This window comes from Paraburkholderia sp. RL17-373-BIF-A, assembly GCF_046030175.1.
Lineage (GTDB): Bacteria > Pseudomonadota > Gammaproteobacteria > Burkholderiales > Burkholderiaceae > Paraburkholderia.
In genome coordinates, this window is sequence record NZ_JARESO010000024.1 from 70,369 (window position 1) to 92,671 (window position 22,303).

At 61.1% G+C, this 22,303-nt stretch carries 20 protein-coding genes and 3 pseudogenes; 12 read left to right on the forward strand and 11 right to left on the reverse strand.

The genetic code is table 11. The annotated features are described in order from the left end of the window. The first annotated feature begins 555 nt into the window (after positions 1-555). The 6 genes and pseudogenes from P0D80_RS27145 (at position 556) to P0D80_RS27170 (ending at position 6,343) form a co-directional block, all read left to right on the forward strand. A complete protein-coding gene (locus P0D80_RS27145) occupies positions 556-1,785 on the forward strand; it encodes an urea ABC transporter substrate-binding protein (RefSeq protein ID WP_408287938.1) in 1,230 nt (409 codons plus the stop codon). A 27-nt stretch (positions 1,786-1,812) separates the two neighbouring features. Beyond that, entirely contained in the window at positions 1,813-2,688 is an 876-nt protein-coding gene (locus P0D80_RS27150) for an ABC transporter permease subunit (RefSeq protein WP_408181608.1), read from the forward strand. Positions 2,689-2,702: 14 nt separating this feature from the next. Further along, the gene (locus P0D80_RS27155; RefSeq protein WP_408181606.1) at positions 2,703-4,520 is read left to right on the forward strand and encodes an ATP-binding cassette domain-containing protein; all 1,818 of its coding nucleotides are present in this window, start codon (positions 2,703-2,705) and stop codon (positions 4,518-4,520) included. Continuing rightward, positions 4,510-5,217, forward strand: coding sequence for an ABC transporter ATP-binding protein (locus P0D80_RS27160; RefSeq protein ID WP_408287943.1), 708 nt, complete (start codon positions 4,510-4,512; stop codon positions 5,215-5,217). The genes P0D80_RS27155 and P0D80_RS27160 overlap by 11 nt, the downstream gene beginning before the upstream one ends. Positions 5,218-5,890: 673 nt before the next feature. Next, a pseudogene (locus P0D80_RS27165) lies at positions 5,891-5,968 on the forward strand (H-NS family nucleoid-associated regulatory protein); the annotation flags it as partial. After that, the gene (locus tag P0D80_RS27170; protein ID WP_494478618.1) at positions 5,945-6,343 is read left to right on the forward strand and encodes an H-NS family nucleoid-associated regulatory protein; all 399 of its coding nucleotides are present in this window, start codon (positions 5,945-5,947) and stop codon (positions 6,341-6,343) included. The pseudogene P0D80_RS27165 and the gene P0D80_RS27170, both read left to right, overlap by 24 nt. 53 nt (positions 6,344-6,396) lie before the next feature. Here P0D80_RS27170 and P0D80_RS27175 read toward each other — a convergent pair whose 3' ends face one another. The 10 genes and pseudogenes from P0D80_RS27175 to P0D80_RS27220 form a co-directional block, all read right to left on the reverse strand. After that, positions 6,397-6,708 (reverse strand): hypothetical protein, encoded by a 312-nt coding sequence (locus tag P0D80_RS27175; protein ID WP_408181602.1) that lies wholly within the window; start codon positions 6,706-6,708, stop codon positions 6,397-6,399. Positions 6,709-6,943: 235 nt separating this feature from the next. Next, positions 6,944-8,038, reverse strand: a complete 1,095-nt coding sequence (locus P0D80_RS27180) for a GntR family transcriptional regulator (RefSeq protein ID WP_408287948.1) — start codon at positions 8,036-8,038, stop codon at positions 6,944-6,946. Positions 8,039-8,057: 19 nt separating this feature from the next. Then, on the reverse strand, positions 8,058-9,263 hold the full coding sequence (locus P0D80_RS27185; RefSeq protein WP_408287951.1) for an ABC transporter substrate-binding protein: 1,206 nt from the start codon (positions 9,261-9,263) through the stop codon (positions 8,058-8,060). Between the two features lie 48 nt (positions 9,264-9,311). Beyond that, positions 9,312-10,394: a CobW family GTP-binding protein gene (locus tag P0D80_RS27190; protein ID WP_408287954.1), complete on the reverse strand. Its 1,083-nt coding sequence runs from the start codon at positions 10,392-10,394 to the stop codon at positions 9,312-9,314. After that, complete coding sequence (locus P0D80_RS27195) at positions 10,391-10,738, reverse strand: hypothetical protein (RefSeq protein WP_408181595.1); 348 nt, start codon at positions 10,736-10,738, stop codon at positions 10,391-10,393. The genes P0D80_RS27190 and P0D80_RS27195 overlap by 4 nt, the downstream gene beginning before the upstream one ends. 33 nt (positions 10,739-10,771) lie before the next feature. Then, entirely contained in the window at positions 10,772-11,530 is a 759-nt protein-coding gene (locus tag P0D80_RS27200; RefSeq protein ID WP_408181594.1) for an SDR family NAD(P)-dependent oxidoreductase, read from the reverse strand. Between the two features lie 30 nt (positions 11,531-11,560). After that, positions 11,561-12,334 carry an SDR family NAD(P)-dependent oxidoreductase gene (locus P0D80_RS27205; RefSeq protein ID WP_408181593.1) on the reverse strand — a complete coding sequence of 258 codons (774 nt, stop codon included), beginning with the start codon at positions 12,332-12,334 and terminating at the stop codon, positions 11,561-11,563. 28 nt (positions 12,335-12,362) lie between these two features. After that, a complete protein-coding gene (locus P0D80_RS27210) occupies positions 12,363-13,700 on the reverse strand; it encodes an MFS transporter (protein ID WP_408181591.1) in 1,338 nt (445 codons plus the stop codon). A gap of 51 nt (positions 13,701-13,751) precedes the next feature. Further along, a complete protein-coding gene (locus tag P0D80_RS27215) occupies positions 13,752-14,639 on the reverse strand; it encodes a polysaccharide deacetylase family protein (protein ID WP_408181589.1) in 888 nt (295 codons plus the stop codon). A gap of 18 nt (positions 14,640-14,657) precedes the next feature. Further along, positions 14,658-16,024, reverse strand: a pseudogene (locus P0D80_RS27220) (amidase family protein). A gap of 405 nt (positions 16,025-16,429) precedes the next feature. On the opposite strand from P0D80_RS27220, the pseudogene P0D80_RS27225 reads away from it, so the two are divergent. Continuing rightward, positions 16,430-16,705 (forward strand): annotated as a pseudogene (locus P0D80_RS27225) (transposase); the annotation flags it as partial. 45 nt (positions 16,706-16,750) lie between these two features. On the opposite strand, the gene P0D80_RS27230 reads toward P0D80_RS27225, so the two are convergent. Then, a complete protein-coding gene (locus P0D80_RS27230) occupies positions 16,751-17,668 on the reverse strand; it encodes a LysR family transcriptional regulator (protein WP_408287961.1) in 918 nt (305 codons plus the stop codon). Between the two features lie 267 nt (positions 17,669-17,935). Between P0D80_RS27230 and P0D80_RS27235 the strand changes: the two genes are divergently transcribed. The 5 genes from P0D80_RS27235 to P0D80_RS27255 are packed head-to-tail and all read left to right on the forward strand — an operon-like array spanning position 17,936 to position 22,302. After that, the gene (locus tag P0D80_RS27235) at positions 17,936-18,715 is read left to right on the forward strand and encodes a 5-oxoprolinase subunit PxpA (RefSeq protein ID WP_408287965.1); all 780 of its coding nucleotides are present in this window, start codon (positions 17,936-17,938) and stop codon (positions 18,713-18,715) included. Positions 18,716-18,751: 36 nt separating this feature from the next. After that, a complete protein-coding gene (locus P0D80_RS27240; RefSeq protein ID WP_408181584.1) occupies positions 18,752-18,994 on the forward strand; it encodes an acetyl-CoA carboxylase in 243 nt (80 codons plus the stop codon). Between the two features lie 5 nt (positions 18,995-18,999). Beyond that, positions 19,000-20,442: an acetyl-CoA carboxylase biotin carboxylase subunit gene (locus P0D80_RS27245; protein WP_408181583.1), complete on the forward strand. Its 1,443-nt coding sequence runs from the start codon at positions 19,000-19,002 to the stop codon at positions 20,440-20,442. After that, the gene (locus tag P0D80_RS27250) at positions 20,439-21,317 is read left to right on the forward strand and encodes a 5-oxoprolinase subunit B family protein (protein ID WP_408181581.1); all 879 of its coding nucleotides are present in this window, start codon (positions 20,439-20,441) and stop codon (positions 21,315-21,317) included. Before P0D80_RS27245 ends, P0D80_RS27250 begins: the two co-directional genes overlap by 4 nt. Beyond that, entirely contained in the window at positions 21,307-22,302 is a 996-nt protein-coding gene (locus P0D80_RS27255; RefSeq protein ID WP_408181580.1) for a 5-oxoprolinase subunit C family protein, read from the forward strand. The genes P0D80_RS27250 and P0D80_RS27255 overlap by 11 nt, the downstream gene beginning before the upstream one ends. The last annotated feature ends 1 nt before the right edge of the window (position 22,303 follow it).

Genomic DNA, 22,303 nt, shown 5'->3' on the forward strand with positions numbered 1-22,303 from the left:
CAATGGTGCTTTCTCCGTAAGAATTTCTTCGGTGGACCCGCAATGCGGCATCGGACCCTTGTCCGGGAATCTTCGATTTTCGCGTTCATGCCAGTCCTTACAGGTGAGTCCATGTAACCCTGGTATTCGCCGCCGTCAGGCCGGTTTGACTGCGGGACGCCTGGTCATTGTCTTAAACGGACAGCCACCTGCCGCGTGACGTGAAGTGTGGGAACGCCAGTCATCGGGTCCGTTCGATTCATCAGCAATCACCCTGATATGGCGTACCGGGACTATCCGGTTGTCCGTGGTATGCAAGCGAGCCCAGGTGCCGGCCTGTTACTGTCACAAACACCACATCCTTCCGCAGTGGACCCGTGCAGACCATCTTCAAAACAAGCAGAGAACGGGCTGTCGCGTTGCTGCTGCCGTAAGGCAACGTGGCATATGCCACGGCGCGCCTCACAACGTACGGGCATCCATTGCTGCAACAATGTAACTCGTGTCGCCCGGCTTGCCTCGTCGATTTCGGGACGCACTCGGCTTCGAACAGCCCTTTACTCTCGCGGAGATTCTATGAATCGAGCATTTCGCTGGCTTGCTTTATGTTGCCTGGCATTCTCAACGCAGTACCCCGCGATAGCCGCGGACAAGGAGCCGATTGTTGTCGGCAGCGTGCTTGATGAGACTGGTGCGCTCAACGTGTACGGTAAGGCGATGGCAGATGCTACGAAGCTTGCCGTCAAGTCCATCAATGACGCCGGGGGGGTGCTGGGACGTCCGCTCAAGCTCGTTACCTACGATGCCCAGTCAGATAACGCGAAGTACACAAGCTATGCGAACCAGCTCGCGCTCCGAGACCATGCATCCGTCATCATGGGCGGCATCACCAGTGCTTCGCGCGAGGCCGTCCGCCCCGTAGCGGACCGCAACAAGACACTGTATTTCTACAACGAGCAGTATGAAGGAGGCGTTTGCGACAAAAACGTCTTCCTCACCGGCATTGTTCCCTCTCAACAAATCCCGCCGCTTGTCGACTGGGCGACTAAGAACGGAAAGAAGAAGTTTTACGTTCTGGCAGCCGACTACAACTACGGCCATATCTCGACGGACTGGGTGAAGCAGTATGTGACAAAAGCTGGCGGTAGTGTCGTCGGCGCCGAATTCATTCCGCTTGATGTCAGCGAGTTCGGCTCGGTCATCTCGAAACTGCAGGAGGCGAAACCTGACGTGGTGCTCTCTCTTCTGGTTGGTGGCAACCACATCGCTTTTTATCGACAGTTTGCGTCCGCAGGCCTGTCGAGCCGTATGCAGATTGTCTCCGCGACGTTCGGACTGGGAAACGAACAGGTGGTCCTGGGTCCCAAGGAAGCGAGCGGCATCGTCGTCGCCTTTCCCTACTTTCAAGAGGGCTCTTCTGAAGGCAGCAGGAAGTTCCGCGAGGCGTGGGCGAAGGCTTACGGAGCCAACTACCCCTACATCACAGACAGCGCTGTAGCCGTCTGGAACGGTTGGCACCTGTGGGCCTTGGCTGTCGAGAAGGCAGGCAGCACAGACCGCGAGAAGGTCATTAAGGCGCTTGAAAGTGGTGTCAGCTTCGACGGTCCTTCAGGCAAGGTCACAGTAGACGGTCCGACACACCATGTGGTTCAGAACGTCCACATTGCGCGCGCTGACGATAAGCATGGGTTCACGGTTATTGGCGAGGAGAAATCTGTTCCGCCGAGCTATGAACGAACCGTGTGCGACCTTGTTGCACGACCCAATACCGCAAAGCAGTTCACGCCTTCGGCTAAAGCCAACTAGACGACGTACTGTAACGGACGAATAGACATGGAAGCCTCAAGCCTAGGTTGGTTCATCAATATGGCTGTGTCCGTCGGACTCAGCATCGCAATTCTCGTGTTGGTCTCGCTCGGGCTATCAGTGCTCTTCGGCATGATGGGGATTATCAACCTGGCCCATGGAGAGTTTCTGATGTTTGGCGCGTTCGGAACGCTTGCCGGTGTCAGGGGTGGCCTTCCTCTGCCCGTTGCAATGTTGGTTTCGACGCTCGCCGTTGCGGCCTTCGGCTGGGTAGTCGAACGGGCATTGATTCGATTCCTGTATGGCCGCCTGATGGACAGCATGCTGGCGACGTGGGGACTCAGTCTCATCATGTCGCAAGGCGCAGTCTTCGTATTTGGCGCCACGACGCAAGGAATTGCCACTCCGGGTGGAAGCATCCACCTCGGCGAGTACTCCGTCTCCGCCTATTCCGTCATTCTTATTCTGGCCGCGCTCGCACTCCTCGCATTCGTCTATGCGGTGTTCACGCGTACGAAGTACGGCGTCATGGCACGGGCTGCAGTTCAGAGACCCCAGATGGCGTCGGCCGTCGGCATCGACCCGCGACGCATCAACTCTTTAACGTTCATGTTCGGTGCAGCGCTTGCGGGCGCGGCTGGCGCATTGCTTGCCCCGATGGTAGGCGTGATGCCAACGATGGGAGAGGCATATATCGCTCGTGCGTTCATGACGGTGGTTGTGGGTGGCTCCGGCGTGCTGACCGGCGCCGCCGCGGCTTCTGCGCTGCTTGGCGGAGTCGAGAACGTGGTGTCATACCTGTTTACCCCGTTCCTCGGACAAGCGGCTCTGCTGGTCCTGGCCATTTGCCTTGTACGCGTGCTGCCGACTGGTATCTCGGGTCGTCTGCGGCGCAAACTCTGAATGAGACGCTGACCATGATTCCATCAAACCGTGCCTTGAAATTGCGCCTCATCGGTTGCGCAGTCGTCGCGCTGCTCGCTCTCGCGCTTGGATTTGCGATGCCGGAATTCGCGACCTTACAAGCGACGAACTGGGCACTATTCGGGCTGCTTGCAGCCAGCCTTACGCTGGTCTGGGGGCATGGTGGCATATTCAGCTTCGGACAAGGCGCCTTCTTCGGAATCGGCGCCTATGCGTACAGCGTCGCAGCCATCAACATCTTGCCCGCTACCAATGAGACTGTATCTTCGGTCGTCGTTGCAGCACTCGCGACTGCGGCGCTGGCGGCCTTGGTTGGATACTTCATCTTCTATGGCAACGTCGGCGACGTCTACGTCGGAATCATCACGCTCGCGATGACCCTCGTGCTTTTCACCGTTCTGTCGAGCACGGCTGACCCCAAATACCATATTGGAGAGGCTCAACTCGGCGGCTACAACGGAATCTCGGGCGTCCCACCCATCACCTTGCCCCTCGGGGAATCCGGAACCGCCCTGACAGTCGTTCAGTCGTACTCCACCGTGATTCTGGTTTGCGCATTGATTGTTGCAGGCCTGTACGTTCTCCTTCATTGCCCGTTTGGCCGTGTTCTTACCGCTCTCACGCAGAACGAGTTGCGCACTCAACTTCTGGCCTTCGATGTCCGGCTCCGTAAGCTTGTAGTGTTCACGATTGGCGGAGCGATTGCCGGTATCGCGGGTGCCTTCTACGCCGCATGGGCTATGTTCATAAGCCCGGTGGTCTTCGGACTGGCATTGGCAGCGCAGGTGGTGATTTGGGTCCTGGTTGGCGGTCGGGTGTCATTCGCTGGAGCCTTCATTGGAACCTTGCTCGTACAGTCGCTGTCCTTCGCGCTGGGCGGTGGTGCTGGAGACGCAACACCCATCGTCCTTGGCGTCGTGCTCATCGCGGTCGTTCTTTTCTTGCCGTCTGGAATCGTTCCGGCCTCAGCCAAACTCCTGGTCGCAAAACGGAAATCGGGTTCGGCTGGCGCAGCGGCCGCCAATGTTCCACTGCCTGAGGAACAGGGATTTGCAGAGCTGCCTTTTCGCAGCGAGTCCAGCGGCGCCGCACTCAGCGCCACTGGACTGGAAAAGCGCTTTGGCGGCGTTCGAGCTGTGCAGAAGGCAACAGTCAACTTCGGTCAGAAGGGCGTTCATTGTCTAATTGGCCCGAACGGCGCGGGCAAGAGCACGTTCTTCAACCTTCTTGTCGGCCGCTTTCCTCCGAATCGCGGCGCCATCGAACTTGACGGTCGACCGATTACCCATATGAAGTCACACGACCGGGTGAGGAACGGGCTAGGAATCAAGCTGCAGGTGGCCAGCATCTTCACTGAACTGTCGGTACGCGAGAACCTTTGGCTAGCCGCGTATGGGCGTCGACGAGACAAGGCAGCGGCCGACCTTCGCTCCGCGGAAATGTTGGGCTGGCTGGCACTCGCGCACCGGGCGGATGACATTGCGGGGTCGCTGTCCCATGGGCAGAAGCAGTGGCTGGAGATTGGCATGGTCATCGCTGCTGAACCCTCGGTGGTACTGCTCGATGAGCCAACAGCTGGAATGACCAGGGAGGAGACTGCCCGCATGGCTGCGATGGTGCGCCTGCTCGGACAGAGTGTGTCGGTCATCGTCGTCGAGCATGACATGGAATTTGTGCGGGCGCTGGACGTTCCCGTCACCGTCTTCCACCAGGGAAACGTCTTCGCATCCGGGTCGCTTGAAGAACTGCGACGCGACGAGCGGATTCTCGACATCTATCTGGGGCGACAAGGACATGGGCATGTTGCTTGAACTGAAGAACCTTCGCGCCGGCTACGGTCAAACGCCTGTGTTGCACGGTCTCGACCTGGAGCTGGAGCAGGGGCAGATGATTTCCATCCTTGGGCGAAACGGAGTCGGAAAAACGACGCTTTTGCGTGCCATCGTTGGAGCCATCCCGGTGCAGCAAGGCGAGATTCACTTCGATGGCTCGTCGATACGAGACATGCCAATGCACAAGCGTGCCCACCGGGGAATTGCATACGTTCCCCAGGGCCGCGACATCTTTCCATCCTTGTCGGTGCTCGACAACCTGAAAGCGGCGGCGTTCGGCACGAAGCGCAGCGACTGGCGCGAAGCGGTTGACGGGCTGCTTTCCGAATTTCCGATGCTTCGCGAAAAAGCCGACGAGCGCGGGGATTCGCTAAGTGGCGGCCAGCAACAGATTCTGGCTCTGGCACGGGCACTCATCACACGCCCAACGTTGTTGCTTCTCGACGAGCCATCCGAAGGGATACAACCCTCAATCGTTGACCAGATAGCTGCGACTGTCCGGAAAATCAATGAACGTGAGGGCATCGCGGTCATTGTGGTCGAACAGAATCTGGAGTTTGTTGCCCGCATGGGCGCGCATTGCCGACTGGTTGACAAAGGTCGTGTTATCTTCGAATGTGAGCCGGAACAGATAATCAACGATGCCGACCTACAGCGGCAGTACCTGGGAGTTTGACCATGTATGCTACGCGGAGACACCAGCTACGAATCTGAAGTTAAAGAATTTCGCTGGAACATTCCCGAAAAGTACAACATTGGGGTGGCTGTGTGCAATAAGTGGGCGGCGCTCGACCCGGAGCAGCTGGCGCTGATTCACGAGCACGGCAACGGGCACATCACTCGCGTCTCCTTCGGCGAACTCCGGCGGAGAAGCAATCAGACAGCGAACTGCCTGCGAAAGCGCGGTGTCACGCAAGGAAGTCGCGTTTTCCGTTCCGCTCTTCGCATTGTTTGGAGAGGAAGCGTTGGAGTACCGCCTGCGCGATAGCGGAGCCAGCGTGCTCGTCACCGATACCGGGGGAGCAAGAAAAATTGCCGCCCCCAGGCAGAAGTTGCCAGCACTCGTGGCCGTCTTGGTTCATGCCAGATGCTTGATCGCGTTAAGGACCGCCGAAAGGTTCAGCCCATCAATCCGTTTGCGACGCAATCAACTTGACGTCACGGAACGGCTCTCGTTGCATGTGGGCAGGCATAGAAACAAAAAAGCCCCTCAGACTTCCATCGCGAGGGGCTTCCTCTCCGGCGGTCCGGTTTAGACCGCGGCGTCCTTCAGCTTCTTCAGCGGGCGAACTTTCAGACGCACTGGAGCCAAGGCTGTCGGCAAAGGGGGCACTGCCGCGGTCAAGTATCGGGACCCGAAGAGTGGCGCGACGTGGACCGGACATGGCCGGGCACCCCAGTGGATTGCAAGCGCAAAAAATCGCGATAAATTCCTTGTTGATGGAGGTAAGGCGATGCCGGCACCTGTGAGCAAAGCGAAGGCTGCTGGCAATTACGTCCGCGGTCCGCAGCCTGCGCTTTATCGTGACCCAAAGAGTGGCGCGACTTGGAGCGGGCGTGGGCGGGCGCCGGCGTGGCTTGCTGGTGCCAAAGAACGTTCGAGGTTTTTGATTGATGGCGTTAGCGGAGTTGCGGATTCTGCCGCTGCGAGCAAGCCGAAAGCCGTCGCGAAGAAGCCCGCAACAACGACTGCGGTAGCGAAGAAGGCACCGGTGAAGAAACTGGTTGGCGCCAAAAAGGCGGTTACGAAATTGCCTGTCGCAACCGCGCCAGAACCTATGACTGCTCAAGCGACCGCGTAAGCCAGGACACAGAGCTCGCTTTTCGTTGCGTCGGGACGCGCGATTGATGGGGTCTACCGCGAACGGGCCCGCAGCGCGTCCAGACGCGCGGCGCATTTTGCGTTCGAACCACCGCGCTTGCAGGCCTGTGCGGCCTTTGAGCTGTCAGGAACGACGTCGCCGGGAGCACTTCTGTCCCAGTACCCCTCCCAGCACAAACCAAGGTTGTACGCGGCTGAGCGATGTCCAAGCTCCAAGGCCGTGGCATACATGTCCTTGGCCATCTCAAGGTCGGCGTCCATGCCACGACCAAGCCGCGCACTGTCCGCAATAGCCGCTGCTGCCATGCTGCGCAGCGGCTCGCTCGCGGTATCGTCCTTCAGCACGTCGCCCAGAATGACGTGTCCGCCCTCGTAATCCGGAGGCCCACCTGTCTCCGTGACAAGAGACAGTGCAAGCGCGACCCGGAGGGAGGGATGCCGGCCAGGGCCAACCCGTTCAAGCAGTCGCCGGCCGAGATACGGCGCGCCCAGCAACGGACTGAACCGACGGGCCGCTCGGCGAGAATTGAAATTGCCCAGAAGAGGGCTAGTCGGCTCATCTCGCGGGCACCTTGAAGCGCTATGCGATCCGCTGCATGAAGCCTGGTAGATCGGGTTCAGGCAACACGGCGAGCACCTTCAGACGTTGCAGCGTGCGCTTCTGTCCTGCTTGCAGATGAATGCGCAACGCGTCCGCCGCTGCATTCGCATCGCCGTCCAGCAAGTACCTTAGCACGGTGCGATGTTCAATCAACGTCGCCGTATCGGGATGCAGATCGAACGCGTTATAGAACGCGTAATTTACGGTCAGCGGCATATGCGCGTGCCCGATTGTCTCAAGCAGCTTCTTGTTCGGCGCACAACGCAGGCAGTCGACATGCAGGCTGTTTTCAAGCCGCTGCAATGCCTCCGAATCTACGCGCTCCGGGTTAGCAATGGCGCGCTCCACTTCCCGAAGCGATGCGTTCAAGGTGTCGCGCGACAGCAGCGGCGCGCTTGCTGCCAACGCTGCCGGTTCCAGCAGCGAGCGCAATTCATAATCGTGTCGCACGGCGCGCGCGGTCAGCGGTCCGCACATCCAGTGCGAGTAAGCCGATTTCTCGACCAGGCCGAGATCGCGCAAACGACTCAGCGCTTCGCGAACCGCGCCGCGACTCACGCCGAAAGTCTCAGCGGCCTCGGATTCGTCGATACGAAAATGGCCGAACGCAATGCCGATCGACACCGTGGCTTCGAGGTCGTGATAAATGCGTTCGCTGATGGAGGGTAGGGCGAGTGGCGCAGGCGCTTCGTCGAAGCCGAGCGCCGCTTCAGAGAGCGGCACGCGCAGGGGCTGTGGATCGGGGCCGTCTGGCCCATCGGGTCCGGCCACCAGATAGCCGCGCCCCTCGAACGTGCGCAACAGTCCACCTTCGTGCAGCAACTCGAACGCCTTTCTGACCGGCACTCGACTCGTGCCAAAGATCCGCGCAACCGGCCCTTCAAGCAGTACGAGTCCGGCCGCGATCCGCCCACGCAAAATCGCGTTCTTCAACTGATCGTGAATCAGCCGATAACGCAGGCGCGTCTCACTTTCGACGGCGATAATCTCGCTATTGGATTCAACGGTCTCGCGGGTCGCCGTTTCGTTCGCGGAATCATTCGGCCCCGCGGTTAGCCCTGCACGTCGTGTCATCGTTTGATAGAGTACGTCGTCACGCGCGCCTGAATTCGGCCCAGCGGCGCACCAGATAATTATGCTCGTCCATCACCGAGTCCCATACTGCGATGCGGCCCATGCGCGCCACGTAGCTGCCGCCGTCGCGGCGCTGACCGGCGGCCACCAGATGCTCGCCGATGGGGCCCGGCAACGCGTGCGCCGCAGCCTTGCCATCGTACCAGTAAGCCCATTCGGCGTCGCTCATGTAGTCACGCGAACGTTCGTGGTTGGCGATGTAGAAGCCTTGCCGCGCCATCGTCGCACCGGCCCAGCCATCGAGCCACCAGTTCAGATAGGCGTAGGCGGCGTCGAGCACGCGGCCGTTGGTCGCGCGTGATAGAGACAGGCCTCCGAACCACGCGCGATAGCCTTCGCGCGGACTCGCGAGCCTGAACTTTAACCCGGCCTTTTCCAGTTCGACGGTAGCGGGCGACCAGATGCTCTGGATCGCCACCTTGTTGGAGATCATCAGTTGTGCGGCTTCGGCGAAGCTTGACCAGAAGCCCGCGAAATGGCCGCGTCGTTTGTAGTCGGTCAGGGTGGCGATCAACGCATCGATTTCTTCGATGCTCAGGTTGCCGATGTCCGCGAACTGCATCAGACCGCTTGCTTCGACGGCGAGCGCGGCGTCGATGGCGCCGATCGCGGCGTCGGCCTGTAATGCGACGCGTCCGGCGAGTTCGGGCGCGAGCAGCCACGACCAGCTTTCGCCGCGCTCGATCAGCGCGGCGGGCAGCGTATCGTCGAGATAGACGAAGCTGTCCGCGTTATGCGTGAGCGGCAGCATGCTGATGCGCTCACTGGGCTGGCGGCCGAGCGAGTTGTCCGGCTGCACATAAAGGCGGTCCGCCGGCACCGAGCCCGCGCCGGTGCACACGCGTTTGCCGAGCCGTCCGGCGCGCGGCAGCGAGTTGATCTCGCCCCAGCGCGTGATGCGCGTGAGGTCGATGGGTTGCAGCGCGTGCGCGGGCCACAGGCAGTCGATGCTGTGAAACCACTGGTCGTACAGATCATAGCTTTGCGGATGCATCACGCCGTTACGTTGCACGGCCGAGCCATCTTCGACGATGAAACGCAGCTTGATGCCGAGGTCCTGTTCCGCCTGCTTGCGAATATGGTCCTGCAAGGTCACCGACGTGCCGAGCACGCGCAGTTCGATCTTTCCGCGATGGATAGCGGGTGCTTCGGGAGAGGTGCGCACGGGTTGGGTTGAACAGGTTCTTAAAACGTGAAGGTGGAGCGCGCAGCATCAGGCCGCTTGTGCGAGCACGGCGCAAAAGCGCTGGTACGAGTTTTCGATTGCATGAGCGTCGATGCCTTCTGTGATGAATACGAGCCGCGAGGCGCGTGATCCTTGCGGTTCGTCGGGCCACGCGTCGAGATGCAGAACGGGATGAACCAGATGCTGTACCGCGTGCAATACGGCCGGTCTGTCCGAGCCTTCGAGCGAGAGCAGGCCTTTCACGCGCAAAATCTTATCACCGTGGCGGTTCAGCAGCAGGGTGAACCAGAGGGTGAAGACCTGCCAGTCGATGGGGATGTCGATGGTGAGGCAGGTGGAGGTGATGGCGTTGCTCAGGGTTTGAGGTTGCGTGTGCGGTTGCGGCTGCGTTTCCGCGCGATGGGAAAGACGTGTGCCGCCACCTTCACCAAGACGCAGCGTACCCGCCCCGATCCTATTCATGCTCTGAACGGCATCGGGTACAAAACGCGCTGGTATGGACAGCAAATCTCTTAACGCATCCGCAGACGACGCACGCGTAACGATTTCCGCCAATGGATTCAACGCAGCCAACGCAATGCGCAATGCGTCGACCTGCTGCGCGCCCACCAGATCGGCCTTGCTGATTACGATACGATCCGTCGCACTAATTTGCGCGAGCCACTCGGGATAGCGCTCGCGTTGCAGCTCGGCATTCACCGCATCGACGACAGTAACGGTCACGTTCAATGCATAGTGACTGCGTATCACCGGATCGGCGAGCAGCGTGGCGATAATCGGCGCGGGCGTCGCGAGACCGGTGGTTTCGATCGCCACACGCGAAAATGCGGGCACGTCCCCCCGCGCGCGCTTCGAAAACAGTGCGGCCAGCGCGTCCTTCAGTTCGCTGCGTATCGAGCAGCACACGCAGCCGTTCTCGAGCAGCACGGTTTGCGCATCCACCTCGCCCATCAGCAGGTGATCCAGTCCGATCTCGCCGAATTCGTTGACGAGCACGGCGGTGTCGCGCGCGGCTTCGCCGGTGAGCACGTCGGCGAGCAAGGTGGATTTGCCGCTGCCCAGAAAGCCGGTCACGAGCGTGACCGGAATAATGTCGTAGGCGAGGCTCACGCGGGCTCCTGATCCAAAGTAGCGGCGATCTTTGTTTCAGCGAACAGGGTCAGCGGATCGAGCGGACGGCCGAGCATACGCTCTGCCGCTTTCCATACCTGCGCGAAATCACCGACCAATTCGCTCGCGCCGGTCGGTGACGACAGCACGAACGATTGCCCGTGAAAGTCGTCGAGACGCAGCCGCAGCGGCACCAGAATCCGATTGGCCAACGAGGCCTGCAACAGTCGCTGGCGTCGAGCATTGGGACGGCCGCCGGGACCCGAGTCCGCAGATGAAGGGGCGGGCGCCGTCGTATTCGACCAGTGATTGCCGCCGCCGAGCAGGCCACACATTCCGCACATGGTGCTTCTCCAGGGGTTGTTCACGAATGCCGCTCAGGGCATCACATCGCCGGAATTCGGGCCTAGCGTCTGGCCGACGAACAGATTCCCGCCAGGGTCCGAAGCAAGCAGCACAGCAGCAGGAGCAACTTCTTCGGCGCGACCGAAACGCCGCAACGGCAACTCCGCCGACTTCGCCGTTTTCCACGCGGTGCTGATCCCATCTACCAGCGCGGTGTCGATCGGACCCGGCGCGATGGCGTTGACCAGCACGTTGTCGGGCGCGACTTCGAGCGCGAGCGATTTGGTGAAGCCGATCACGCCCGCCTTCGCCGCGGAGTAGTGGGATAACTCCGCGCCACCTTTGATCCCGAGTTGCGACGCGACGTTGATTATGCGGCCCCAGCGTTGCGCGATCATCGAGGTTAACGCGCGACGCGTACACAAAAACACGCTGCGCAGATCGACGCGCATCATCTCGTCCCACATGTCCGTGGTGAGATCGACGCAACGCGCCTGCGTCAGCATGCCCGCGTTGTTGACCAGAATATCGATGCCGCCGAGCGCCTCGATGCAGGTATCGACGATACGGTTCGCGTCCGCTTCGACGCCGACATTGGCTTGCACGGTATGCACCGTTGCGCCCAGCTTGCGGCAGGCGTCGGCCTGCTGTTCGAGACGTGTAACGTCGCGGTCCGCCAGCACGAGCCGCGCGCCCGTCGACGCATACGCCTGTGCAATCGCCGCGCCAATGCCACTCGCCGCGCCCGTGACGACGGCACGGCGGCCGTCGAGTGAAAATGTGTCGCTCATGGTTCGACTCTCCTTGACTCGATGTGCGACTCAACCGGGCCAGCGGACCGTCAAGCCACCGTCCGCGATGATCGCCTGGCCGGTGATATATGACGCGTCCTCGCTGGTCAGAAAACGGATTAGCGTGGCGATTTCCGAAGGGCGTCCGACCCGTTGCAACGGAATGCCGCGCGCCGCTTCGAGCAGGCCTTCCGGGCCGAGCGAGTTGACCGCGTCGAGCGATTGCGGTGTTTCGATCAGCCCGGGAATCACTGCGTTGCAGCGAATCTTTCGTGGCGCCAGTTCCATCGCGACCGCGCGACACAACCCAGGCACGCCCGCTTTCGCTGCGGAGTAGTGCGTATGATTTTCCCAGCCATACACGCCGCCCGCAATCGACGACACCGCGACCATCGCGCCACCTTCCGACATATGCCGGCTGGCGGCGCGGAAGGTGCGCATCACGCCGGACAGATCGACATCGATCATCTCGAACCATTGCTCGTCGCGCATCTCGGTGAGCGGCGCGGCGCGCAGCAGGCCAGCATTGGCGATGGCGAAGTCGATCCGTCCGAAGCGTTCCAGTGCGACGGCAGCGAACGCGTCGACCTGGTCGGCGGATCTCACGTCGACGGGATGCATCAAGCACTGGCCGCCGGCTTCGGAAACAAGACATTCGGTGTCGCGTGGGTCGTGCGGATCGCCCGAAAAGTAGCCGCCGACAACCGCGACGCCGATTTGCGCATACGCAAGCGCGAGCGCCTGGCCGATGCCGCTCGCCGCGCCGGTGATCAGCGCGACTTTAGTGCGTTGTGATTCGCTCATGACTTGTCTGCTCGATAAGGGCGATAAATTAATGAATACGTTCCGGGTTGACGTGTTTCGCGAAGAAGATCAACAGGCCGGACAGGAAGCATGGCAGCGCACCGAACCACAGCGCCGCATGCAACCAGTCCACGCCGTGATTCAGCATCGAGGTCACACCGACGCCCGCGAGAATGGCACCGACCGGACCCATCGCATGGACGATCGAGCTACCTGTACCGCGAATCGCAGTGGGATAGCTTTCGCCGATAAAGAACAGCGCCGCCGAATACGGCCCGATCAGAAAGAACAGACCCAGGCTGTACAGCGCGACCACCACCGCATAGCTGCTCGGTCCCATCAACATCCCGGCGAATGCGAGGCCACCGCACATCCAGCCGATAGCGAGCGTGTTGCGTCGGCCTATCTTGTCGCCGATCCAGCCATGGCTCAGATAGCCGCAATAGCCGATCACGTTCGAGAGGACGAGAATCAGCAGCGAGTTTTCGAACGACACGTTATGCACGCGCGTCAGCACGGTAGTGCCGAGCACGCTGAATACCTGAATCGCCGACCAGTTCAGCAGAATGCCGCCGCCAAGCACTAGCGTCGCGCGCAGCGCGTCGCCGCGAAACGCTTCGCGCAGGCCCGCGCGGCTGTGTTGTTCGTAGTCGACCCGATGTTCGCTGGCGAGCGCGCGCGCGTCCTTGTCCTGACCTTCTTCGCGCAGTTGCTTGATGCGTTTGTGCAGGAGGAATTGCGGGCTTTCCTTCAAGCGTCGCGTCATGAAGAAGATGACGATAGCTGGGAACGTCGCGAAGATAAAGCAGCCTTGCCAGCCGATGCGCGGCAGCAGCAGCGCGGTCAGACCCGAGGCGATCAGCGCGCCGATCGGCCACCCGCCCTGCACGAGACTGTAGATAAAGCCTTTGTTGCGGTTCAGGCGCGGGTCGTCGGCGGCCGAGTACAGTTCGTTCAGATAGGTCGCGTTGACGGTTTCCTCGGCGTAACCGAGGCCCGACAGCGAACGGATCAGCACCAGCGGCCACTGGCCCATCGCACCGCCGAGAACAGTGAGACCCGAGCACAGCGCCGCGCCCGCGACGGTCCACAACAACGCGGCCTTTCGTCCCACGCGGTCGAGCAGGGGGCCAATGCCGAACGCGATGATCGCCGTGCCGATCGCCACGAAGGTCGCGATCTCGGCCTGGGTCGCTGCGTCCCAGTTGTAGTGCTTGCCGATTTCCGGCAGCAGCGTGCCGAACAGAATGAAGTCGTACACCGCGAACACCCACGCGAAAAACGCGACCACGGTGGCGCGCTTCACGTCGACCGGGAGGATCTTTTCGAGCCTGAAGCCGGCGCGGGTCAAGGCACTTTCTTTCATCTCAATGCTCCGATAAGGACGCTACACATAGCGCTTTGAATCGCGCCGGGTTCAGGTTGGTTTGACGCGTGGCTGGCGGCGCAGGAAGTCGTCGGCGATTTCATCGCAGGTGCAAAAGCGAACTCCGTCGTGCGACTTGAAATGCGCGATCAGACGTTCGAGCATCAGCAGCACTTGCGGACGGCCGGATACGTCGGGATGGATCGTGATCGGGAACACCGCGTAGTCGTGCTCGCGATACAGCCAGTCGAACTGGTCGCGCCACATCGTTTCGATTTCGCGCGGATTCACGAAACCGTGGCTGTTCGGCGCTTTCTTGATGAACATCATCGGCGGCAGATCGTCGAGATACCAGTTGGCCGGAATTTCGACGAGATCGGTTTCCGCGCCCCGTACCAGCGGCTTCATCCACGTATCGGGGTGCTTGCTGTAATCGATCCTGGTCCAGCTATCGCCGACCCGGACGTAGTACGGATGGAAGTCGTTGTGCATCAGACTGTGATCGTACTTGATGCCCTTTTTCACGAGCAGTTCGTTCGACACGTTGCTGAATTCCCACCACGGCGCGACATAGCCGGTCGGGCGGCGGCCCGACAGTTGCGTGACGAGTTCGATGCTGCGGTCGAGCACGGCTTCTTCCTGCTCGGGCGTCATTGCGATCGGGTTTTCGTGGCTATAGCCGTGAATGCCGATTTCGTGGCCCGCGTCCGCGACCGCTTTCATCTGCTCGGGAAAGGTCTCGATTGAATGACCCGGAATGAACCAGGTTGTCTTGAGTTTTTCGCGTTCGAACAGCCTGAGGAGACGCATCGAGCCGACCTCGCCCGCGAACAGGCCCCGCGAGATGTCGTCCGGCGAGTCTTCGCCGCCATACGAACCGAGCCAGCCGGCCACCGCGTCGACGTCGATACCGAAGGTGATCAGGATTTCCTTGGCCATCTGTACTTCCTCCTTGTTTCAGATTTCAGAACTGCAGTTTGCGTGGTGTTGCACCGACAGCGCGATGCGCAGCAACGCGTCGTCGTCGTTTTGCGCGCGCATCAGTTGCACGCTGGTGGGCAGGCCGTCGGCGTCGGTGCCGGAGGGCAGCGCGACGGTGGGCGTGTCGAGAAAACTGCCGGGCATGGTCATCGACAGGGTTTGCAGATTGACGCGCGCGAACAGTTCGGGATCGGCTTCGAGCGGTGCGCGCAACGGAGCGACGTGCGGCACGGTGGGAGCGATAAGGGTGATGTCGGCGAGTTCGTCGCGAAACGACGCGATCATCGCGAGACGTTGCTCGCGCAGGAAAGCGCGGCGCTCGGCGGGCACGACTCGGCTCGCTTCGAGACGCGTGCGCACGCGTTGATCGATGCATTCGGCGTCAGGCCAATCGAGCAACGCGCGATGCACATTGAAGGCTTCGAGACCGCCGAGCCAACCGTACATGCGGATCAGTTCGTGCAACTGGTCGAGCGTTGCGAGGCGGCGCGCGTCGACTTGCGCGCCCGCGTCGCGCAGACGTTCGACGACCGCGTGGAGTTGCCCGAGCACCGATGGGCTGACCGCGTGTCGTTCGCTGAACGTAGGGTCGATCACGAAGCGCTGGCCTTTGAGCGACGCCGGCATAATCGGCGCGGGCGAGGTGATGCCGCGTACGGCCGAGTCAAACGCGATGCTGTCGGCGACGGTGCGGGCGAGCGGCCCTGTTGTGTCGAGCGTGCGGGGCAGTGCGAAGGTGCGTCTTTCGGATAGCGCGCGGTGCTCGCGCGATAGCCGACGATGCCGTTGAAGGCGGCGGATACGCGCACCGAGCCGCCGGTGTCGGTGCCGATGGCAAGCGGCACAACCCCGGCCGCGACCGCAACCGCCGCGCCTGACGACGAGCCGCCCGGCGCGCGCGAGCCGCTGTCGAGCGCGCGGTTCACCGGCGTGCCGAAGTGCGGGTTGAGGCCGAGGCCGGAAAAGGCGAACTCGGGGAGGTTGGTTTTGCCGATGCAGATAATGCCGGCGCGGGTGGCGTGGGCGACGAGCCGAGCGTCGGTGTGCGTGGCGACGTGCTTCGCGTTGACCGCCGACGCGGCCGTGATGACGGTGCCCGCGATATCGAACAGGTCTTTCCATGCGACCGGCACGCCGTCCAGCGGACTCAAAGGCGCGCCGCTTTTCCAGCGCGCGGCCGATTGCGCGGCTTCAGCGTGTGCGCGTTCCGGGGTCAGGACGATGAACGCTTCCGGGACGCTGGTGGCGCGTTCAAGCGCGCACTCCGTCACGCTGACGGGGTGGGCGCAGCCGAGGGCGTAGTCGTTCGACAGGCGGAGGGCGGTCGGAAAGTCTGCTGGCATGTGCCGGGTGTCCGTTTCGCGAGCGATTTAAATGTATGTCGTCAACAAGATACGTTTATATTGAATGAATTCAAATTAATGAACGATATGGGGGATTACCCTTATTTGCGCATCCGGGTGAAAGCCGGTGGGGGCGTTTGAGGTTTTGTACTTTGTGGAACCGCCGCGGATGTTTTGGCACATCGCATGCTGCGTCTTTGCGTGGCTCATGCAGGCAGTGGCCCGTCATGCCGCGGAAAACAAAAGCCCCACAAATGCGGTTTCGCGCAATATCAACATCAAGACGCGACAGGGCAAACTGAGGTCGGTCGGAAATGGTCGACGCCAACGCGTTAAGCAGCGAACTGCTTCAGACTGAATCGCACCGGGTTTTCCGGAGGCTCCAACGTTTGAGAGAATGGAGTTATGGAAAACGTAAAGAAGAAGTCACCAAGGTACTCGCCGGAAGTGCGTGAGCGGGCCGTGCGGATGGTGCTGGAGCAGCAGGGCGCCCGCGAGTCGACATGGAAAGCGATTGCGTCGATAGCGGCGAAGATCGGCTGCTCGGGAGAGACGCTGCGAAGCTGGGTGCGGCAGGCTGAACGGGATCGTGGCTTGCGCCCAGCGACGAGCACGTAGGAGCAGGATCGGCCTAAGGAACTTGAGCGGGAAGTTCGTGAGTTACGGCAGGTCAACGAGATCGCGATTGCTGCGGGAAACAACGCTTGCGCGCGCCACTTCAGTGCTTCAGCTGCTACCGGTGAACGCCCGAGGTTCCATGAATGTATGCCGGAAGTACTCGCGCACCGCATGCATCGCCGGACTCAGTTCGGCGCTTCTGCGCCATGCGAGACCCACGCTCATCGGCGGCACCGGATCGCGCAGCTGGACGGTCTCGATGCGCCTGCCCTCCAGCGACCAAGGGCGATACACCATGTCCGACAGGATCGCCACGCCGCTTCCATTTGCCACCATGCTGCGCACCGCTTCAACGGACGATGTGCGTAGCTTCACGTTCGGTCGGTACGGCGTCTCGTTCCAGTAACGCGAAGCCGTAAAAGCCGCTTCGTCGACGGTCAACATTATGAATGGTTCGGCAGCGACATCGGCGAGCGTAACGTTCTCGCGCTTTAACAATGGGTGCTGCGCACACAGCCACAGGCGCCGCACTGAATGAATGACCGGCTCAAGTACCAACTCCGGATTCGCAACATTCGATGTGAGCAGCACAGCCATGTCGTATCGGTCTGCGATCAATCCCTCTTCGATCGACTCGCGATTCAACTCGTGCAACTGGATGGTGAGTTGCGGATAGAGCGTGTTCAGGCGCTGCAAATGATGCGGCAGAAAATAGCCGAGCACGGTATAGCTTGCGGCGAGCGTCAGCGTGCCCGTAAGCGTGCTTTCGAGATTCGGAATGCGCATGGCCTCATCGACCGACGACAGGATCGTGTACGCCTGATTGAGAAAACGTCGCCCGGTATTGGTCAAGGTCATGCCGGAAGCGGTGCGCATGAACAGTTGCGTGCCGAGACTGTCCTCGAGCTCCTTGATGGCATTGGTCACTGCCGATTGTGAAATCGTCAGTTGAATAGCCGCCTGCGAAATCTGACCGAGTTCGGCCGTGGCGACGAAGTACTTCAGTTGCCGGAGAGTCAGCGCCATGGGGCCACCTGAAAAAATGATATTGCACTGCGCAATATCTTAATCCCGCAAGTGTTCAGAATGGAATCCGCCTCCGCTTCCCTTGACCAGTCCGCAATAAGCCCGATTTCCGCTCCTCCTTGCGCCGCTGAAGCTATCGAAAAAACAGATAACGTGCCATATAAAAATAGAACTATTTTGGCAGCCGGCGAGCGGATAACGTTCCCTTAACGGGTCTGGCGCGCGTCCTTCAAGCTGACCAGGCTGTTGAACCAGGAGAGATCTAGCATGAACAAGCGCAGCGTCGATTTGAATTCCGACATGGGGGAAGGTTTCGGCTCATGGAAGATCGGTGATGGCGTCGATGAGGACATCATGCCCCTCATCAGCTCGGCCAACATCGCGACCGGGTTTCACGCAGGCGACCCCAACATCATGGCGCGTACGGTGCAACTCGCGAAACAGGCAGGTGTCGGTGTCGGCGCACATCCGGGATTTCGCGATCTGGTGGGCTTCGGACGCCGCAACATCGCCGAGACGCCGCAGGCGCTCTACAACGACATCATTTTCCAGCTTGGCGCACTGCGCGAATTCGCGCGCCTGTACAACGTCAGCGTGCAACACGTGAAGCCGCACGGAGCGCTTTATATGCTCACCGCACGCGACGAGGACCTGTCGCGCCTCCTGATCGGGACGCTTCAGACGCTGGATCCGACGCTCCTGCTGTATTGCATGGAAGCGTCGGTGACGTATCGGATTGCGCGCGAACTCGGCCAGCCGGTGATCCGCGAGTTTTACGCCGACCGCGACTACGATCGCAGCGGCTCGATCGTCTTCACCCGACGCGTCGGACGGCTCGATCCGGCTCAGGTGGCGGCGAAGGTGTTGCGAGCCTGCGTGGAAGGACGGGTGGCCACAGTCGACGGCGACGACATCGATATCGATTTCGACTCGGTCTGCATTCACAGCGACACGCCGGGCGCCCTCAAACTCGTCGAGGCCACTCGCGCCACACTGGCCAATCACGATATCCGTGTGGCAGCCCCCTTATCTGCGGCCGCCCGCTAATTCCAGTTACCCCAAAGAGACTTGAGGAGCATCCCTATGGCACTACACGATATCGTCAGCCCCCTGCCTGGCACCTTCTATCGGCGGGCGTCGCCGGAGGCCGCGCCCTACGTCGAAACAGGCGCATCTGTCGAAAGCGGCGCGGTGGTTGGACTCGTCGAGGTGATGAAGCAGTTCAGCGATGTCGAAACAAGCGTGGCGGGCCGCATCACCGATATTCTTGTCGACGACGGCGAGCCGGTCGATGCAGGACAAGTCTTGATGCGGATTGAAGGGTGAACAGGATGAACACGTCAAACACGGGCGGCTCCTCAGGCATGTTCTATCAGCCGAAGCGAATCCGTACGGTGCTGGTTGCCAATCGCGGCGAGATCGCGGTGCGGGTGATCCGCGCAGCACACGAACTGGGTATGCGGGCGGTCGCGGTGGTCAGCGATGCCGATCGCGATAGCCTTGCCGCGCGCATGGCCGATGAGGCAATTCACATCGGCCATGCGCATGCGGCGAAAAGCTACCTGAACCCCGCGGTGATTCTCGCTGCCGCACAGCAGTGCGGGGCGGATGCCATCCACCCGGGATACGGCTTCCTCTCCGAAAACGCGGCATTCGCAGCGCAGGTAGAGAACGCCGGGATGATCTTTGTTGGCCCGTCGTCGAGCGTCATTGCAACCATGGGTGACAAGGCAAATGCACGGGAAACCGCGCAGCGCGCCGATGTACCAACAGTCCCGGGCAGCGACGGTGTCGTCCTGTCGCTCGACGAAGCGCGCGAGATCGCAGCAAGGATTGGCTACCCGGTGATGATCAAGGCGGCAGCCGGCGGCGGCGGACGCGGCATTCGGGTGGCACACGACGCTGCACAACTCGACGCTGAATTGCCCCTTGCACAACGCGAGGCGCATGCGGCGTTTGGCAACGGCGGGGTGTATCTCGAACGATTCATCGCACGCGCCCGGCATATCGAAGTGCAGGTACTCGGCGACGGCAACGACGTTGTCCATCTGTTCGAACGCGAGTGCTCGCTGCAGCGGCGCCGCCAGAAGATTCTTGAAGAGGCGCCGTCACCCTCGCTCACGCCGGCGCTGCGCAATGCGCTGTGCGCATCCGCGACGCGGCTTGCAAAGCAGGTGGGCTATCGCAGTGCCGGAACGCTGGAATACCTGTTCGATGAAACGCGCGACGAGTTCTATTTCATTGAAATGAATACACGCATCCAGGTCGAGCATCCGGTGACCGAGGCCGTCACCGGAATCGATCTGGTGCGTGAGACGCTGCGTATCGCGGACGGCGAACCGTTGCGTTTCAGCCAGAATGACATCGTGTTGCGCGGTGCCGCGCTCGAATGCCGGATCAACGCGGAAGATCCCGAGCAGGATTTTCGTCCGAACCCCGGCCGCATAGACGAACTGGTCTGGCCGGCGGGCCCAGGGGTGCGCATCGATTCGATGCTCTACCAGGGTTACACCGTCCCGCCGTTCTACGATTCGCTACTCGCCAAGCTGATTGCCTTTGACGAAAGCCGGCCTGCAGCGCTCGCGCGGCTCAAGCGGGCGTTGAGCGAACTGCGCATCGTGGGCATCAAGACCACCGCGACGCTGCACCGCGCGCTGCTTGAAGACGACGACATTCGCGCCGGCCGCTACGACACCAACTATCTGGAAGCATGGATGACAGACTGGCGCGCCAAACGGGTGGCCGCCACGGACCTGAACGAGGAGGCTGCATGACGATCCGATACACATTCGGTGGCGACGAGTTCATCTTCGTGGAGATCAGCGAAGACATGTCGCTCGAAGCCTTCTTCAAGGGGACCGCGATCACGCGCGAACTGCAGCGCCGCAAAGTGGACGGCGTGACCGAAATCTGCCCCGCTAACGCATCTTTCCAGGTTCGTTACGATCCAGACGTGATCGAGCCGGACACGCTCCTCGCGCTGCTCAAACAGATCGAGGCCGAGGTCGCCGGCGCGACGGAACTGGACATCGCCACACGCATTGTCGAGGTGCCCGTGCTTTACAACGATCCGTGGACGAACGAGACACTGATGCGTTTTCGCGAGCGTCATCAGGACCCGGCTTCGACGGATCTGGAATACGCGGCACGGATCAACGGGAAGAAGGACGTCGAAGACTTCATCGCAGCACACTCCGACTCCCCATGGTTTGTCTCGATGGTGGGCTTCGTGGCCGGCTTACCGTTCATGTTCCAGATGGTCGAACGTGCGCGTCAGTTGCAGGTACCGAAATATCTGCGGCCTCGCACCGATACGCCCAGGTTGACGGTTGGCCACGGGGGGTGCTTCGGCTGCATCTACTCGGTGCGTGGCGCAGGGGGCTATCAGATGTTCGGCGTGACGCCCGCACCGATCTTCGATCCGGCGCAGCGTCTGGATTACCTGCGCGATTTCATGGTGTTTTTCCGCCCCGGTGACATCGTCAAGTTCAAGCCGATCGATCGCGACACTTACGACAAAGCCTTGGCCGCTGTCGATGCGGGGATCTTTTCATTGCGGGTGCGCGATGTGAATTTCTCGCTCGGCTCATTTATGCGCGACCCTGAAGCCTACAACCGTTCGTTGATCGAGGTGCTCAATGCCGACTAACCCTCTCCATGCCATCGAGGTCGTCAAGCCCGGACTGGCTACATCGGTGCAGGATACGGGCCGCCAAGGGTATTACCATGTCGGCATTCCGCCTTCCGGCGCGCTGGATCAGTACGCCTTGCGTGCGGCCAACCTCCTGGTGGGTAACCCCGAAAGTGCGGCCGCACTTGAATGCACGCTACTTGGTCCTCAGCTGCTGTTTCATGCGGACGCGCTGATTGCCGTGACGGGTGCTGAAATGCAACCCAAGATCGACGGCGTGGCCCAGGCATGCAACGTCGCCCTGCGAATCAAGGCAGGCAGCACGCTGACGTTCGATTATGTGAAAGGCGGTGCGCGGGCCTGTCTCGCGGTGGCCGGCGGCGTTGATGTGCCGATGGTGCTCGGAAGCCGCTCCACGTACACGCTAGGGGCTTTCGGTGGCCACGAGGGGCGGCGCCTGCAGAAAGGCGACCGGCTCGGAATCGGGCGTACCCGAGGGCCCGCTCGTGAAGGCACGGAATTGCCAGAACGGTTGCGTACGCCGCTCGCTCGGGAAGTCGAATTGCGCGTGCTGCCTGGCCTCTATCACCACCGTCTGACGGATGAGTCAGCCATCACGTTTTTCGAAGACACGTGGACTGTCGCCCCTGAAGCAGACCGTATCGGTTACCGCTATAAGCAGGGCCGGCCACTTAAGTTTCGCGAGCGCGAGCAGCCGTTCGGCGCGGGCTCCGATCCCTCAAACATTGTCGATGCCTGCTATCCGATTGGCTCAATCCAGGTCCCTGCCGGACTCGAACCGATTATTTTGCACCGTGACGCAGTGTCCGGCGGCGGCTACGCCACGATCGGCACCGTCATCAGCGCCGACATGGATCTGATCGGGCAAATGCAACCGAACCATCAGGCGCACTTCCTGCCCGTCACCATGACGCAGGCGCTCGCTGCCCGCCGCGATGCCCAACTGCGGCTTGCACGGTTGCGCGAGGTGTTGCTGCGCTAGC

Bases quoted from the DNA above. Each gene is read 5' to 3' on its own strand.
- P0D80_RS27145 (WP_408287938.1), top strand. From the start codon at position 556: ATGAATCGAGCATTTCGCTGGCTTGCTTTATGTTGCCTGGCATTCTCA.
- P0D80_RS27150 (WP_408181608.1), top strand. From the start codon at position 1,813: ATGGAAGCCTCAAGCCTAGGTTGGTTCATCAATATGGCTGTGTCCGTC.
- P0D80_RS27155 (WP_408181606.1), top strand. From the start codon at position 2,703: ATGATTCCATCAAACCGTGCCTTGAAATTGCGCCTCATCGGTTGCGCA.
- P0D80_RS27160 (WP_408287943.1), top strand. From the start codon at position 4,510: ATGTTGCTTGAACTGAAGAACCTTCGCGCCGGCTACGGTCAAACGCCT.
- P0D80_RS27180 (WP_408287948.1), bottom strand. From the start codon at position 8,038: ATGACACGACGTGCAGGGCTAACCGCGGGGCCGAATGATTCCGCGAAC.
- P0D80_RS27195 (WP_408181595.1), bottom strand. From the start codon at position 10,738: ATGTGCGGAATGTGTGGCCTGCTCGGCGGCGGCAATCACTGGTCGAAT.
- P0D80_RS27200 (WP_408181594.1), bottom strand. From the start codon at position 11,530: ATGAGCGACACATTTTCACTCGACGGCCGCCGTGCCGTCGTCACGGGC.
- P0D80_RS27205 (WP_408181593.1), bottom strand. From the start codon at position 12,334: ATGAGCGAATCACAACGCACTAAAGTCGCGCTGATCACCGGCGCGGCG.
- P0D80_RS27210 (WP_408181591.1), bottom strand. From the start codon at position 13,700: ATGAAAGAAAGTGCCTTGACCCGCGCCGGCTTCAGGCTCGAAAAGATC.
- P0D80_RS27215 (WP_408181589.1), bottom strand. From the start codon at position 14,639: ATGGCCAAGGAAATCCTGATCACCTTCGGTATCGACGTCGACGCGGTG.
- P0D80_RS27230 (WP_408287961.1), bottom strand. From the start codon at position 17,668: ATGGCGCTGACTCTCCGGCAACTGAAGTACTTCGTCGCCACGGCCGAA.
- P0D80_RS27235 (WP_408287965.1), top strand. From the start codon at position 17,936: ATGAACAAGCGCAGCGTCGATTTGAATTCCGACATGGGGGAAGGTTTC.
- P0D80_RS27240 (WP_408181584.1), top strand. From the start codon at position 18,752: ATGGCACTACACGATATCGTCAGCCCCCTGCCTGGCACCTTCTATCGG.
- P0D80_RS27245 (WP_408181583.1), top strand. From the start codon at position 19,000: ATGAACACGTCAAACACGGGCGGCTCCTCAGGCATGTTCTATCAGCCG.
- P0D80_RS27250 (WP_408181581.1), top strand. From the start codon at position 20,439: ATGACGATCCGATACACATTCGGTGGCGACGAGTTCATCTTCGTGGAG.
- P0D80_RS27255 (WP_408181580.1), top strand. From the start codon at position 21,307: ATGCCGACTAACCCTCTCCATGCCATCGAGGTCGTCAAGCCCGGACTG.